This window comes from Maribacter algae, from assembly GCF_047345745.1.
Taxonomy (GTDB): Bacteria; Bacteroidota; Bacteroidia; order Flavobacteriales; family Flavobacteriaceae; genus Maribacter.
In genome coordinates this window covers 413,190-428,424 of sequence record NZ_JBLFES010000002.1, presented here as the reverse complement: position 1 = coordinate 428,424, position 15,235 = coordinate 413,190, and the positions used below count along the sequence as shown (strand labels likewise).

General features: G+C 37.4%; 11 protein-coding genes. 5 read left to right on the top strand and 6 right to left on the bottom strand.

From position 1 onward, the window contains the following. Positions 1-9 precede the first annotated feature (9 nt). The 3 genes from ACKWBX_RS08975 (at position 10) to ACKWBX_RS08965 (ending at position 2,951) form a co-directional block, all read left to right on the top strand. Positions 10-1,569, top strand: coding sequence for an amino acid adenylation domain-containing protein (locus ACKWBX_RS08975; RefSeq protein WP_413968336.1), 1,560 nt, complete (start codon positions 10-12; stop codon positions 1,567-1,569). A gap of 1 nt (position 1,570) precedes the next feature. Next, a complete protein-coding gene (locus ACKWBX_RS08970; protein ID WP_413968335.1) occupies positions 1,571-1,813 on the top strand; it encodes an acyl carrier protein in 243 nt (80 codons plus the stop codon). A gap of 76 nt (positions 1,814-1,889) precedes the next feature. Beyond that, positions 1,890-2,951, top strand: a complete 1,062-nt coding sequence (locus ACKWBX_RS08965; RefSeq protein WP_413968334.1) for an acyltransferase family protein — start codon at positions 1,890-1,892, stop codon at positions 2,949-2,951. Positions 2,952-2,988: 37 nt separating this feature from the next. Here ACKWBX_RS08965 and ACKWBX_RS08960 read toward each other — a convergent pair whose 3' ends face one another. Then, complete coding sequence (locus tag ACKWBX_RS08960) at positions 2,989-6,120, bottom strand: amino acid adenylation domain-containing protein (RefSeq protein ID WP_413968333.1); 3,132 nt, start codon at positions 6,118-6,120, stop codon at positions 2,989-2,991. A 366-nt stretch (positions 6,121-6,486) separates the two neighbouring features. Here ACKWBX_RS08960 and ACKWBX_RS08955 point away from each other — a divergent pair, with 366 nt between their 5' ends. After that, a complete protein-coding gene (locus tag ACKWBX_RS08955) occupies positions 6,487-6,897 on the top strand; it encodes a hypothetical protein (RefSeq protein WP_413968332.1) in 411 nt (136 codons plus the stop codon). Positions 6,898-7,109: 212 nt separating this feature from the next. Further along, positions 7,110-9,347, top strand: coding sequence for a TonB-dependent receptor (locus ACKWBX_RS08950; protein WP_413968331.1), 2,238 nt, complete (start codon positions 7,110-7,112; stop codon positions 9,345-9,347). 284 nt (positions 9,348-9,631) lie between these two features. Here ACKWBX_RS08950 and ACKWBX_RS08945 read toward each other — a convergent pair whose 3' ends face one another. From ACKWBX_RS08945 to ACKWBX_RS08925, 5 genes are all read right to left on the bottom strand, one after another. Continuing rightward, positions 9,632-10,651, bottom strand: coding sequence for an L-rhamnose/proton symporter RhaT (locus ACKWBX_RS08945; protein ID WP_413968330.1), 1,020 nt, complete (start codon positions 10,649-10,651; stop codon positions 9,632-9,634). An 86-nt stretch (positions 10,652-10,737) separates the two neighbouring features. Beyond that, entirely contained in the window at positions 10,738-11,787 is a 1,050-nt protein-coding gene (locus ACKWBX_RS08940) for an aldose epimerase family protein (protein ID WP_413968329.1), read from the bottom strand. A gap of 12 nt (positions 11,788-11,799) precedes the next feature. Continuing rightward, positions 11,800-12,891, bottom strand: coding sequence for a mandelate racemase/muconate lactonizing enzyme family protein (locus ACKWBX_RS08935; protein ID WP_413968328.1), 1,092 nt, complete (start codon positions 12,889-12,891; stop codon positions 11,800-11,802). Further along, a complete protein-coding gene (gene aldA / locus ACKWBX_RS08930; protein ID WP_413968327.1) occupies positions 12,891-14,336 on the bottom strand; it encodes an aldehyde dehydrogenase in 1,446 nt (481 codons plus the stop codon). The genes ACKWBX_RS08935 and aldA overlap by 1 nt, the downstream gene beginning before the upstream one ends. Before the next feature lie 110 nt (positions 14,337-14,446). Further along, entirely contained in the window at positions 14,447-15,211 is a 765-nt protein-coding gene (locus ACKWBX_RS08925; protein ID WP_413968871.1) for an SDR family NAD(P)-dependent oxidoreductase, read from the bottom strand. Between the last annotated feature and the right edge of the window lie 24 nt (positions 15,212-15,235).

The following is a 15,235-nucleotide window of genomic DNA, read 5'->3' as shown; positions in this document are numbered from 1 at the left end:
AACTGACTTTTGATATTCACCTTACATCATATTTTAGAGAAAGCAGCCCTAAATTTTCCAAACAAAGAGGCTTTTAGATTTTTATCTGAAAGTATCACTTATAAAGAACTGAATGAAAAAGCGAACAAATTAGCTTTTTACTTATCACAAAAAGGAGTAAAAAAAGGAGACAGGATAGGTATATTTATGAATCGTTGTTTGGAAACGACAATAGCGGTTTACGGTATTTTAAAATCTGGAGGGTGTTATGTGCCATTGGATTCTTTTGCACCAACGGAGCGTACTAATTTTCTTATCAAGGATTGTAATATAGACCATTTGGTTACAACCGATAACCAAAATAAAAAAGTTAAAAAAATAATTGCCGATAATACAAATCTTAAAAGTATTATCGGAACCTCCACAATAAATTTAGATGTTTGTATAGGCTGGGAAAATATTTTCCAAATTTCCACGGAAAACTACGTTCCAATAAAAGTGGTTGATCAAGATTTGGCCTACATTCTTTATACCTCCGGTAGTACCGGGGTGCCAAAGGGAATAATGCACACGCATTACAGTGCGCTGAACTTTGCGAAACTTGTCATTGATTGTTATAAATTCAATTCTAATGATAAGATAGCTATAACGGCACCTCTACACTTTGATCCTTCTACTCTTGGATATTTTTCGGCTCCATTGGTTGGAGCCACAACTGTTATCATTTCTGATATGCACTTGAAATTAACTGCAAGTCTGGCAGAAATAATGGAGGAAGAAAAACTTACGGTTTGGTTTTCGGTGCCTTTGATATTGATGCAGTTACTTAATGGTAGAAACCTGGAAAAAAGGAATTTCGACTCCCTAAAATGGATCCTATTTTCAGGAGAAATCTTCCCGACCAAACACTTACGCAGACTCATGAACATTTGGCCGAATAAAAAGTACAGCAACATTTATGGGCCTACAGAACTTAATCAATGTACTAATTATAATTTTGAGGTACCTCCTGCAACAGATGCTCCCATACCTATTGGTAATGTTTGGGAAAATACCGAATTCAAAATTCTGGATGCGCAAGACCATGAAGTGTCCTATGGGAATCAAGGGCTTTTAGTGGTCAGGTCAGGAACTATGATGAAAGGGTATTGGAACAATGAGGAACTTACGGAAAAATCCTTCTATAAGGAACCTGTAGCAAGAGGCGTAGAAGCAGTGTATTACCGCACTGGCGACCTTGTGGAACAGAATGAGCGAGGAGAATTGATTTTTCTAGGAAGAAAGGACAGGCAAATAAAAATTAGGGGGCATAGGGTCGAAATTGACGAGATTGAAAATATCTTGATGAAGTCAGACCAAGTTAAAGAAGCTGCTGTAATCGTTTTAGGGGTAGATGATAAAAAATCACTCTTGGCAGCCGTACAGTTAAATGAGGAATCCGATATAGAAGTAAAGGAGATAAGCTCTTTTTGCAAAAAATACCTACCGAGCTATGCCATACCGGAAAAAATAGTCATAGTGGATTTTTTACCTAGAACAGCTACCGGCAAAATTGATAGAAAACAAATCGAAAAGAATTTAGTACCATAAAATGGAAGATAAAATAATAGAATATATTACTACTGAATTGGCAAATGAGGAATTGGAAGAAGACTTAGAAATTCATGATGACTTATTGGGATCTGGTCTTGTGTCTTCTTTGGGAATGATGAAACTGGTATTTTTTATTGAGAACGAGTACCAAATAAAAGTAGAACCGGAAGACATGACCATTGAAAATTTTATGACGGTTCATCATATCATTACCTATTTAAAAGAAAGAATATCATCCTAAATATATAAAACACTTCTTTTAGCAAAAAAAGAACTTCTATCAGGTATATGGAGTTTTAAATGCATAATCATCTAAAATGAGATTAACCAAACTGGACGGCCTAAGGGGCATTTTTAGCCTAATGGTCCTTATATATCATTATCCAAAGGATTTTTTGCCAGATTATTTTTATAACTTTTTCATATTCAGACAATCCTACGTTTTCGTAGACTTCTTCTTTGTTTTAAGTGGCTTCGTTATCGCTTACAATTACAATTCCTTAAACAGTTACAAGGGACTTTGGATTTATTTAAAAAAACGTTTTATTAGGTTATATCCACTACTTCTATTTACGGTTTCTATTTATTTTTTATTTAGGGTTCTTACCATGTATCTTTTTCCAGACCTCTTGGATTCTGATAATAGTTTGGATTCCATGTTAATGAAAACGGTAGATTCTTTATTGTTTACCAATTCTACACCAATACTGGGCAGCTCGTCTGGCATGAACACCCCTTCATGGTCTATTTCATCAGAAATGATCTCATATATAGTATTTGGTCTTATAACGATTTTCTGCAATGCGAAAACCAGAAGAATAATATTTTTTATAACAATAATTCTAGCTAGTACTTTTCTGCTGAAACATGGAACACTTTTTAAAATTGGTGATTATGGTTTTTTAAGAGGGATGGTTTCCTTTCTTTTGGGCTATTTTGTTTGGGAACTGAGCTTAATTAAAAAGAAAACGATAGGATATGTAGAATATATAGTTCCCATTATTTTGGTTATGGCCTTTTATGGGTTGTCTGAAAGTAGGAATAGTTCTTTGAGCATTTTTTTTGATGTAACCATCCCGTTGACTTTTGCTTTCCTGATTCTAGTCTTTCTTTGGTCCAACGGGCCTCTCTCCAAAATGTTGAATTCCAAAAAAACTCAATTTTTAGGAAAAATATCATATTCACTATATCTGAATCACTACCTTTTAGTGCTCGTAGTACCTAGGCTTTCTTTTCGTTTTTTGAATATGCCCAATAATGATTATGCCTACCTGTTTGTCTTTTTGCTAACCATTATAGTATGTATAGTATACTCCTACTTCACCTATATTTTTATTGAACAAAAGGGTTCTAAACTATTAAAGAGATTTTTTTTATAAAAACGATAGTAAACAATACGTCCTGAAGAAGCTAGCATCATTTTTCATCTAATAATTTAGTTATGGTATCTTCCACGTATTTGGCATATTCCATAATTGTGGGGTAGGTAAATATGTTGGCAATGGATAAATCTAACTCAAAAGCCTCCCTCAACCTAGAGGTTATTACCATAGCATTAAGGGAGTTGCCTCCTATTTGAATAAAATTTGTATGAATCCCGATTGCATCGGTTTGTAAAACTTCTTTCCAAACGGAAAAAACAATTTCCTCTATTTCATTGGTAGGTGGTGTAGTGATCCCATCAAATGAAATTTCTGATATATCATACAAGGGCATCCTTTTTCTATCGATTTTACCACTTGAAGAAAGTGGGAATTTATCCAAATACACATAGAAAGAAGGAATCATATATTCTGGCAAAGACCGCCTTAACCCATTTGAAATCTTTTCTTCATTGATTGCTTCACCAGTGTAATAGGCAACCAGATAATCATGCCCATTATTCTGTTGTTGCATTACAACTACTGCCTGAGTTACATTACTTAATTTTTCAATACTCTTTTCGATTTCCCCAAGTTCTATCCTGAGACCACGTAATTTTACTTGATTATCCATTCTGCCTATGTACTCAATGGCGCCGTCCGGTCTGTATCTTGCCAAATCCCCTGTTTTGTACAATTTTGCTTTTGGATTTGAAGAAAACATATTTTTTATGAATTTTTCATGGGTCAAACCTTCCCTCTCTACATAACCTTTAGCTACTTGGACACCCCCAATATGTAATTCACCGGCAACACCTATTGGAAGTAGATTAAGGTCATCTCCCAATATATATATTTGTGTATTGTCTACAGGATAACCAATGGGAATGTTCTTAACGTCACTATCCCGTTTACAATGCCAACTGGTGACGTCAATAGATGCTTCGGTAGGTCCGTACAAATTATAAATTTCCCCTCCTAACATCTTATGGGTTTTGGCTACAGTTGTAGATGACAAAGCTTCCCCACTGCAAAATATTTTTTCTAAGGATGTACAATTCTGTACCTCTCTTGTTTCAATGAAAATATTGAGCATTGAGGGAACGAAATGAATAACCGTAACCTTTTCTTCTATTATAGTTTTTACAATTTTGTTCGGGTCTTTATGTCCGTCGGGTATTTCCAAAATCAATTTTGCGCCTTGCTGCAAAGGCCAAAATAATTCCCAAACAGATACATCAAATGTTATTGGTGTTTTTTGTAAAAACACATCTTCTGTAGTGATTGGATAGTAACTGTTCATCCAATTTAATCTATTACAAATTCCACTATGATGGCATTTTACCCCTTTTGGTTCCCCGGTACTACCCGAAGTGTAAATAACATATGCTAAATCGTTAGGATTTATATTTACCGAAGGATTTTTGTTATTACGGCTTGAAACTTGTTTTCGGATATCGTTCATATCAAATAAATTGATGCCCTCAATGTTATTTACATCCAGTTTTTTATGATTGTAGAAGAGTATTTTGGAAGAAGCACTTTTCAATATGAACTTTACTCTTTCTACAGGGGTGTCCCTATCGATGGGCAAGTAAGCTGCTCCAGATTTTACAATACCATAAATAAAGACCATCATGGAAAATGACCTGTCCGCGCTTATCGCTATTAAATCATTTTTTTTTACCCCATGATCAATTAGAAAGTGTGCAACTTGGTTGGATTTTTGGTTAAGCTTATTGTAGGTCATTGATTTCCCATTAAAAACCAACGCAGGGCTATCAGGTGTTTTTTCAACTTGCTGATAGAACTTAGTAATTAAAATTTCGTTTTGATCATAGGGAACTTTTGTAACATTCCACTTTTTAATTTGAGCGACCTCGTGTTCGCTGATAATATTCAACTTTCTTATTTTTTTATTCTTGTCATTTATAAAAGCGTCTATTGTTTTAATAAAGTGCTGTTGTACATAAGTCATTTGTTTTTCCGAAAAAAATTCATGGTTCAAATCGATCAAAAAGGTAAAATCCTCTTCATTATTAAAATCATGAATCTGGATTCGCATTGGGTGGTTAGGGTCTATGTGCCCCGACAATAACCAATCTACTTTTGTAGACATCCCTGCGAAATCACCAAAATCTACTGGAATGTAATTTAAAAGAACATTAAAGGATTTTAAAAGAGCTATCGGTGGCTTGGCATTAACAAGATTCTTTATTACTTCAAAAGATTCTTTTTTAATCTTTTCATGTAAGCTGATAAAGCTTTCATCATCGGTTATTTCTGTGGCTACAGGAAAGAGTTCCATCAGCAAACCGGCAATTCTGGTATCCTTGGGATTGAATCTGTTGTGGTAAGGAACTCCAATTGAAAATTTATCATTATCCCCTATTTTTGAAATCAATGTAGCTACTACGGTTAAAAAAATATTGGATAAAGCAAGCTCTACAGTCCAGGCCCTCAATTCTTTCTCCAAAGCCAGAGCTTTTAACTTTCTGGTACGATCTTTACCCAAAGTAAAGGTAATTCTGCTGGCGGCAGTGGAAACAGGTTGTTCGGTTACACCATATAATGACGGAACTTCATTAATGTTGTCCAATCTAAGTTTCCAAAAAGGAGTAACTATTTCTTCAAGGCGATAAGAGTTTTCTTTTGCATATACTTCAAAAGCATCTGTTTTATTGGTATTCTCCTCTTTATTGTCCAAAAGAGATTTATAAATTCCATTCAGTTCATCATAAATGTATTTCATGGACCAACCATCTGTAATTAAGTGATGTTGGTTAAAGTAAAAAACAAATTTATAAGTATCAATTTTACATAGGGCAGCATGATACAATAGCTCTTCGGTTTTAAAAAGCCTTGCTTTATTGTCCTTCACCCATGTAGAGTATAACTTTGAAGAATCTCCTTTATCTGAAAAATCTATATATTCGAGAGGGCTTTTGACCGTATCAAAAACTCTTTGTTCAGGAATCCCATTACTGATAACGATATGCAGTCTAAAAATATCATTTGAATTTATTAAAATTTGAATGGCCTTCTCGAATATGGGGACTTGAATTTCTCCATTTATTTCAAACGTTAATACCATGTTGTATAAGGGGGAACTTTTATTGAACGTTTGTCCGCTCCAGATTTTCATTTGGCTTCCGGTCAATGCAAAGTTAGATTTAGGATTCATCATAAATATTAGGTTATTAAAAGGTATTGCGTTCTTGATCAAGTTAGTAGTGAACTAAAAATAACCTTTCTATCACAATCCATAAAAACTAATTTCTTCATCAAAGATTTTTTTCGTTAAAAGTGAATTTTAAAAGGAAAAAAGATTCTAATATTGAAATATATATAATAAAAAAACTACCGCTCAACCCTTAAAATTCACTCTTAACATATTATTTTTCTATTAGAGTTTTAAATTCTCTTGTTTTATCCATAATTAAGTACTGTTAATGGAATGGGTATTATAAATATCCGTAGTGATAAAATGGGCACTATAAAAGAAAATAAAAATAAATCTGCCATAATAAGAGGTCTTGCAATACTCATAAGTATGCTTTACATCTTCGGCCCTTTACATACACAGATAGCAAAATGGTCTCATGACTTAGCACATCACGGAGAGACCGTTAATAATTTGGAATACTCAAATAGTAATTCTCATAAACACGATTATGATACTCATTTGAGCAATCGACAAGAACATGATTCGCTGGCCCACCATCATGATTTGATTGATTTATTCAATTCACTTTTCGATAATGTAGAAGATAACAGGCCTTACGAAAATGATTCTCAACCAAAATTAAAAATAGACAAGCACATCGTAATCTTACAAATCAAGATGCCTTACGCATCCATTGTTGAAACTTTTCCAAAAATCATTGCCTACAATGGCGATAGTTTAAATGAAGGGTATGTTCAAAAATGGATTATACCTCCAAAATATGATTCACTCGGGTAGTACATTATATAGCTGTTCTTCAACAGAAAAGTCAAAGACTACCCCTTTATTCCAATACACATAAAAATTTAGGCAATCTATCGTTAAATGATTTTAAAAGAATCGTTTAATGCAGGTTCATACTGTTTTCCATAAAGAGTACGGAAACGGTATGCTTACCTAAATCTAATTATAAATGGTATTGTATCACATACCATTCTAAAAAATCACTAATGAAAAATAAAATTTTAATCCTATTCTTTATATTATTGACAGGTGCAGTCAGTGCGCACGATTTAAAAGGAACCATTGTAGATGAATCGAACATTCCCGTTGAAGGAGTATCCATAATCAACCAAACTACTGGCGGGTACGCCTTTACGAACGTATCAGGTTATTTTGAGCTGGACGATATTTCTGTAGGAGATGTTATTATGATCAATAGTCTTGGTTTTCAAAACCAAAAATTAACAATAGATGAGAATCAGCTAGATGCAACGATAAAAATTGTGCTTTTGCAAGAAGCTGTTTCTCTAGATCAAGTAACCTTGGTTTCAAAAGTAGATGCCTTGACCAAACTGGTCAATGTTGATGTCAGAGTGAATCCTGTAAAATCATCTCAGGAAGTCATGCGTAAAGTGCCAGGCCTAATTATTGGCCAGCATGCAGGCGGAGGGAAAGCCGAACAAATCTTCTTGCGCGGTTTTGACGTAGACCATGGTACGGACGTGGCTATCAACGTTGATGGGTTACCCGTTAACCTTCCCTCCCATGCACATGGTCAAGGATATGCAGATTTGCACTTTCTTATTCCAGAAACGATTGACAATATAGATTTTGGTAAAGGACCGTACTACGCAAATAAAGGGAACTTTAATACTGCTGGATACATTGACCTAAATATCAAAGATAAAATTGACAATAGTTCCATTACTGTAGAGGCAGGTCAATTTAATACGCTTAGAGCTGTTGGTCTATTAAAAGTATCCGAAGGGGAGTATAGCAACGCATATATTGCTTCGGAAGCAGTGCTGACCGATGGTTTTTTTGACGCTTCCCAAAATTTTAATCGCTTTAATATTATGGGTCGTTATAATTATAACAACTATGAAGATGAAGAACTCACCCTATCCGTATCACATTTTCAAAGTAGATGGGATGCTTCGGGGCAAATTCCCCAAAGAGCTGTGGAGCAAAGGTTGATAACCAGGTTTGGTGCTATAGACAGTACAGAAGGTGGTAACACAAGTCGTTCAAACATATGGTTGAAGCATATGAAACAGTTAGATGAACATCAACGTATTAAAACCACCGCCTACCTTTCCAAATATGATTTTGAGCTATTTTCAAACTTTACTTTTTTCCTCAACAACCCAACGGATGGGGATCAAATACAGCAAGTAGAAAGTAGGACCATATTGGGTGCAGAGACGGTATATGATGTAAATTTTCATAATGAAGACCATAATGCCCAGTTAAGTCTGGAAAGCGGTCTCGGTTTTCGTTATGACGATAACAACGATGTACAGTTATCCAGGACTAGAAATAGAAGAGAAATCTTGGAACGTTTGGCATTTGGCGATGTGGATGAGTTCAACGGATACGGGTTTGCAAGTTTAACCTATAAAACCAAGAAATGGAGTTTGGTACCTGGAGTACGACTGGATTACTTTAAGTTTGGTCATAATGATTTTCTACAACCTACTTTTACCAATAGGCAAGAAGGAGATGTAATCGTTAGTCCAAAATTCAATGCTATATACACTCCAAACCAGAATTTTCAATTTTATCTTAAATCAGGGTTTGGGTTCCATTCCAATGACAGTCGGGTAGTAAATGACCCAACGGCTACAGAGGACACTTTGCCTTCCGCTTTCGGGGTAGATATTGGAACGGTATTCAAACCTGCCGACAGGGTGGTGATCAGTGGAGCACTATGGGGCCTTGGACTACAGCAGGAATTTGTATACGTAGGGGATGAAGCTGTGGTTGAACCTAGCGGAAAATCAAGAAGATATGGTGTCGATTTTGGTATTAGATATCAATTAACGGATTGGCTATTTGCCAATGCGGATGTCAATTATACACTCGCCAGAAGTATTGAGGAACCAGATGGGGAAGACTTTATACCCTTGGCGCCAGACCTAACCTCTACCGGAGGTTTGACCGTTAGAAACTTAGGTAAGTTTTCCGGTGGAATAAACTATAGATATGTAGATGACAGGCCTGCCAATGAAGATAACTCAATAGTAGCTATTGGTTATTTTGTTACGGATATGAATATCAACTACAATTTCAATAAAAATTGGTCTGCCGGAATAATTATCGAAAACCTATTTGACACGGAATGGAACGAAACACAATTCGCCACGGAAACTAGGTTATTCAATGAGGCCGAACCAGTTGAAGAAATTACTTTTACTCCAGGAACACCGTTTTTTCTTAGAGGAAGATTGAGCGTGAATTTTTAAATCGAAACAATTAATCGGTAACATATTCAATAGTTAAAAAGCTGGAGTTCTAAAAACAGGTATTAGAGCTTCAGCTTTTTATTTTTGTCCTAAAATCCAAATATGTTCCTACATCACATTTATCATCTGTTTTCCAATGCTCATTAAATGATAAGAAGTCGAAGAACTCAATGTCTCATTTTTCGAATTCTAATTGACTGTAAATAAATTAGTTAATAATATTCCCTCTGAAGCAATAACACTTTTGAATATACTTTTTCTTCAACCTTTAAATATTTTATTTCCTATACAATACTCTTACTGTAGGCAATAATTATTATACCAATAATCATACAGGCAAGTCCTAAATATAATGTAGTTTTTGCTTTAGCGGAAGCTTTTGCCCATTCTTTGGTTATCAACCCGCTAACGATTGCTGTTACAACGGCCGAGGTGTTAAAAATAGCATAGCCAACAGTATTTCCTGATGCTCCCAGTTGTGAAGCCGCATAACCGAAAAGTGCCGAAGCCGCATAATGGAAAATCGCCATGATTAAAATCAAAAAGAAATTTCTGCCAAAAGAAGAAGTCTTAAAATCTCCCCAGGCTTTTTTAGCACTCAATTGCCATAGGAAATAAGCGGTCATCACAATGCCCCCACTAATAAAAATGGGAAACATTACCGCTACACCGGTAATCCACTCTGCGTTATGATATTTTTTCAAAGCTTCCTGCAAATAAGGGGCGCCCGCAGCATTCGCATAGCTAAAGCCCGTTGCGAATAAACCGCCTAGCACTGCAATTAAAATGCCTATGGTCATGGAGCTTTTTCTTGTTTCTTTCACATCTTTCTCCTGTGTTGCCTCATTTTTTTCGCGGATAAGCCCAGCTTTTCCGTTTAGGATAACACCTATGAGTACAATAACGATTCCTAACAAAATAAAAGTCAGTACATTATTGGGAGGAAGTCCGTCAACGATAAAAGGTAATAGCGAACCCACTAAAATGACCGTACCAATAAATATTGAAAAGCCCAAAGAAAGCCCGATATGGTTGATGGCCTTGCTCCATAACATGACACCAATACCCCAAAGAAAACTGGACAAACCCATCTTTATCCAAATATCCATGGGCATATTTCCAAAGATTTCCTCAAAACCGTCTATCAAAAGTGCCGAGGCAATAATCGGCACCACGAACATCGTGAGGAGAAAAAAGAGGCTCCAAGTATTTTCATATTTAAAATTCTTGGTGAATTTCTCCGGAAGGGCATAAAGACCTAGCATTAGGCCTGCAAAAATGGCAAGTAATATTCCTGTGGTCATAACTTTTTATTTTAGTTGGTCGTTTACTTTTTTGCTTAAACTCCTATTTTTTTAAATGGAAGTAGTTTTCGCTGTGTTTCTATTGGTTACCATTTGAATTTAAAAATGGTGGTGCTGTCGTATGTTTCTCCTTTTTTAAGGATACTTTTTGGGGAATCGTGAATATTTGGTCCGTTGGGATAGCGATGCGTTTCACAACAGAATCCACGGTATTTTCCATATTGCAACCCCGTTTCTCGCTTTAGTTTATCGGAAGTATATTTGCCGGTATAGAAAAGCATTCCTGGTTCGGTAGTCGCAACTTCTAAAATTCTACCACTTTTCGGTTCATATATTTCAGCTACTTTATCCAAAACAAATCCTTTATCTTCAAAAAGGTAGTAATGTTCAAATCCATCACCTAAAGCCTGCTGTACCTCACCTATTACTTTAGGGTTTCGCAAATCATCGGGAGCATTTTTTACTGAAATATTCTCACCGGTCGCAGCACCCGAATCATCCCAAACCTGTTTTTTATCTGATTGGATCTGAACGATATGATTTTCAACCGTATCCGCAAAACCCGATAGATTAAAGTAAGTGTGATTGGTCATAGAAAATGGGGTATCTTGATCGGACACCGCTGAATAATCTATCCGAAGTTCATTTTTATTGTTTAAAGTGAATTTCACTTCTACCGATACGTTACCCGGAAAACCTTCTTCCATATGTGAGCTCTTACGCCGCATTTTCACCCATGATTCTTCAAAACCGTCAAAGGTTTCCGTATCCCCCCATATCATTTTGTCAAACCCGATCTTGCCACCGTGTAAGTTGTTATTACCTACAATTTTTGCCAAACGATATTCTTTTTCGTTCAAAATGAATTTTGCGTCTTTTATTTGTGAGGTATAACGGCCAACAGTACCCCCAAAATAGGGCGCATTAGTTTTGTACTCTTTAGAAAAGTAGCTTTCAAAGGTATCGAACCCACATACGATTTCTTCAACCTTTCCATTTTTATCGGGGATATGTATAGAGGTTATGGTCGCACCATAGTTCATCAACTTAATGACCATACCGTTATCATTTTTCAAGGTATATAGGTAAACACTTTTTTCTTCGTGAACCGCAAAATCGGATATCATATGTGCCATTTAGTTGATTAGTTATGTTTCAAATTCTTTTAATTTTTCCCAATCAAACTCCACACCAATTCCATGGGTTTCCGGAGCGACTGCCCTCTGATTTTCCACTACCAAGGGTCTTTTGGTGTATTGGTCAATCGGAAAACTATGTACTTCCAACCAACCAGCATTCGGTTGCGCAGAAACCAGACTTACATGCAGCTCTTGCATGCCATGCGAACACGCCGGAATGTTATATTTCGCTGCCATTCTTGCCGCTGCCAACCATCCGGTAATACCACCACAATTAGAAGCATCAGGCTGAATAAAGGACAGTTTTGCTTGCTCCATGGCATATTCAAATTCATGGATAGTGTGTAGATTTTCACCCATTGCCAAGGGAAACTTGGTCACCTCCGCGATTTTGGCAAAACCTTTGTAATTATCGGGTATGATCGGCTCTTCGAACCATGTAATATCGTACTGCCTAAATCGGTCGATTGCTTTAATCGCTTTTTCTACGGTCATTGAATAATTGGCATCGACCATAAAGGTCACCTCAGGGCCAATAAATTCCCGCACTGCTTTGATACGCTCAATATCCTCATCCAGATTTTCACGTCCTATTTTGATTTTAACTGCGTTGAACCCGGCAGCTAAATAACCTTCCATATTTTTCAGCAACTTCGAAATGGGAAATTGTAAATCGATACCGCCACAATAGGCCTTACATGTATTTCCTTCGCCACCGGCCATTTTCCATAAGGGTTGCTTGGCTTTTTTACATTTAATATCCCATAAAGCAATATCTATACTCGAAACTGCAAAAGAAGCGATTCCTCCACGGCCTACATAATGAATGTGCCATTCCATAGCATCATAAATTCCATCTATGTCGGTACCATCTTTTTCCAATAGCAGAGCGGTCAGGTCATGCTCTATCATCGCTTTAATAGCATGCCCCCCTTTGCCGCCCGTATAGGTGTATCCCGTTCCCTCACTACCGTCCATCAATGTGATCGTTGTAGTAACCAGTTCAAAATGAGTATGATCACCGTGCTTGGCATCATTCATTACTTCAGGTAAGGGTACTTTATATAGTCTACAATCTACCTTTTGTATTCTTGTACTCATTAAGCGTTGAATTTCACGTAAGATGTTTTCTTTTCCAAGTACTGCTCTAATCCGTATTTACCGTCCTCTCCCCCGGTTCCACTGAGTTTTAAACCATTATGGAAACCTTGGTGTTGTTCTCCATGCCCACGATTAATGTAGATTTCCCCGAATTCCAGTTCATCGTTCAATCGCATGATTTTGTTCATGTCATTGGTAAAAACCATAGCGGCAAGACCAAAATCCGAATCATTTGCATAGCCGATAACTTCTTCAAAAGATTTGAACTTGATTACGGGCAAAACAGGGCCGAATATTTCCTCATGTACAATATCCATTTCCTGGGAACAGTTTCCTATGATTGTAGGCTCAAACCAATATCCCTTCTCAAATTGTCCACTGCTTGGCCTTTTCCCTCCCGTTAATATTTTTCCGCCAGAGGCAACGGTTTGCGAAACCATTTTTTCCATATGTTCTACGGATGCTTTTGTAGTCAACGGGCCAATGTCCGTAGTCAAATCCATTGGGTCGGCCAATTTCAATTCGTTTACTTTATCAAGGAACTTCTGCATGAATACCTCATAAATCGATTCATGAACATACATTCTTTCATTACAGGTGCAAACCTGCCCGGCATTATCAAAACGGGAGTGCAAGGCTCCGGCAACAGCTATATCCACATTGGCATCCTCAAAAATAATGCAAGGGGCTTTTCCTCCGAGTTCCAACTGAACATGTGTTAGGTTTTGGGAGGCAGATTTCATAATTGCCTGTCCCGTTGGTGTACTTCCGGTCATCGTCACCATTTTGGTTATCGGACTTTCAACAAGGGTTTTCCCCACTTCTACACCGCCTGTTACCATATTGACAACACCATCCGGAATCCCTGCATTTTTAGCAAGGTCGCAAAGGGCTAATGTAGATAAGGGGGCGTCAGGAGTTGGTTTCAAGACCACCGTATTTCCCGTGACCAATGCAGGGCCCAACTTTCTCCCTGCCAAGGCTAATGGAAAATTCCAGGCAGTGATGGCGACCACAACACCTTTTGGGACCTTATTGATCCAAATCTGTTCATTTGGATTGTCCGAAGGCAGTATATCACCTTCAATTTGCCGTGCCCACTCACAGGCATATTCAATAAAGGTACAGGTCACCTCAACTTCAAATCGGGCTACTTTTAAAAGTTTCCCTTGTTCGGAAGTAATTAGTCTTGCGAGTTCCTCCGCATTCGCCCGAATCTCAGCACAAAACGCGCGAAGCTTATCAGCTCTTGTCCTTGCCGGAAGTCTCCGCCATTCGATTTGAGCCTTTTCGGCAGCTTTTAGGACACTGACCGCATCATTTGCAGAAGCGATTTGGACCGTGCCAACAGCCTCTTCATTTGAAGGGTTTAAAATTGTATCGGTATTCCCGGTTTCGGAATCGACCCAACTACCGTTGATATAAAGTTTATAGTTTGTTTGCATTTTGATACTTTTTAAAATTGTCCCGTTGAGCGTAATCGAGACGTTTCATCTTAAATAGGCATTGTTCCTACTCCGTTCCAACTGACTGTTTCACAGCATTCTTCATAAGACTATCGTCCCATCCAACCACCGTCCACTAACATGGTTCCGCCATGCATATAATTAGAGGCTTCAGAACAAAGAAAAACAATAGGACCTTTAAAATCTTCGGGTTGTCCCCATCTATTTGCGGGAATCCTGGCTAAAATGGCATCGTTTCGTTCCGGATTTTTCCGAAGAGCCTCCGTATTATCCGTATTGATGTATCCAGGGGCAATGGCATTTACATTTACACCCTTGCCTGCCCATTCGTTGGCAAATGCCATTGTCATTTGACCAATAGCCCCTTTGCTGGCAGCATATCCGGGAACGGTTATCCCTCCTTGAAAAGTCAATAAAGAAGCCGTGAAAACTATCTTTCCAGAACCTCTTTTGACCATTTCCTTTCCTATCTCTCGCGTCAAAACAAATTGTGCCGTTTGGTTGACTTCAATAACCTTGTCCCAATATTCATCCGAATGTTCCACTGCAGGTGCACGCAAAATGGTCCCAGCATTATTGACTAGAATATCAATCTTTGGAAAATCATCTTTTACCTGTTTCACAAAACCATACAGGGCTTCTCGGTCGCTAAAATCGCAAGTATACGCTTTGAACTTTCTACCAAGGCCCTTGACTTCTTGTTCTACCATGCTGCCATATTTTTCCAAAGAGGCACTTACCCCGATGATATCAGCACCCGCTTCGGCCAAACCTATCGCCATGGCTTTCCCTATTCCTCTTTTACAGCCGGTCACAAGAGCCGTTTTTCCTTTTAGACTAAATTGATTTAGTATACCCATTCGTACTTATGCTTTTTT

Bases quoted from the DNA above. Each gene is read 5' to 3' on its own strand.
- ACKWBX_RS08970 (WP_413968335.1), top strand. From the start codon at position 1,571: ATGGAAGATAAAATAATAGAATATATTACTACTGAATTGGCAAATGAG.
- ACKWBX_RS08965 (WP_413968334.1), top strand. From the start codon at position 1,890: ATGAGATTAACCAAACTGGACGGCCTAAGGGGCATTTTTAGCCTAATG.
- ACKWBX_RS08960 (WP_413968333.1), bottom strand. From the start codon at position 6,120: ATGATGAATCCTAAATCTAACTTTGCATTGACCGGAAGCCAAATGAAA.
- ACKWBX_RS08955 (WP_413968332.1), top strand. From the start codon at position 6,487: ATGCTTTACATCTTCGGCCCTTTACATACACAGATAGCAAAATGGTCT.
- ACKWBX_RS08950 (WP_413968331.1), top strand. From the start codon at position 7,110: ATGAAAAATAAAATTTTAATCCTATTCTTTATATTATTGACAGGTGCA.
- ACKWBX_RS08945 (WP_413968330.1), bottom strand. From the start codon at position 10,651: ATGACCACAGGAATATTACTTGCCATTTTTGCAGGCCTAATGCTAGGT.
- ACKWBX_RS08940 (WP_413968329.1), bottom strand. From the start codon at position 11,787: ATGGCACATATGATATCCGATTTTGCGGTTCACGAAGAAAAAAGTGTT.
- ACKWBX_RS08935 (WP_413968328.1), bottom strand. From the start codon at position 12,891: ATGAGTACAAGAATACAAAAGGTAGATTGTAGACTATATAAAGTACCC.
- aldA (WP_413968327.1), bottom strand. From the start codon at position 14,336: ATGCAAACAAACTATAAACTTTATATCAACGGTAGTTGGGTCGATTCC.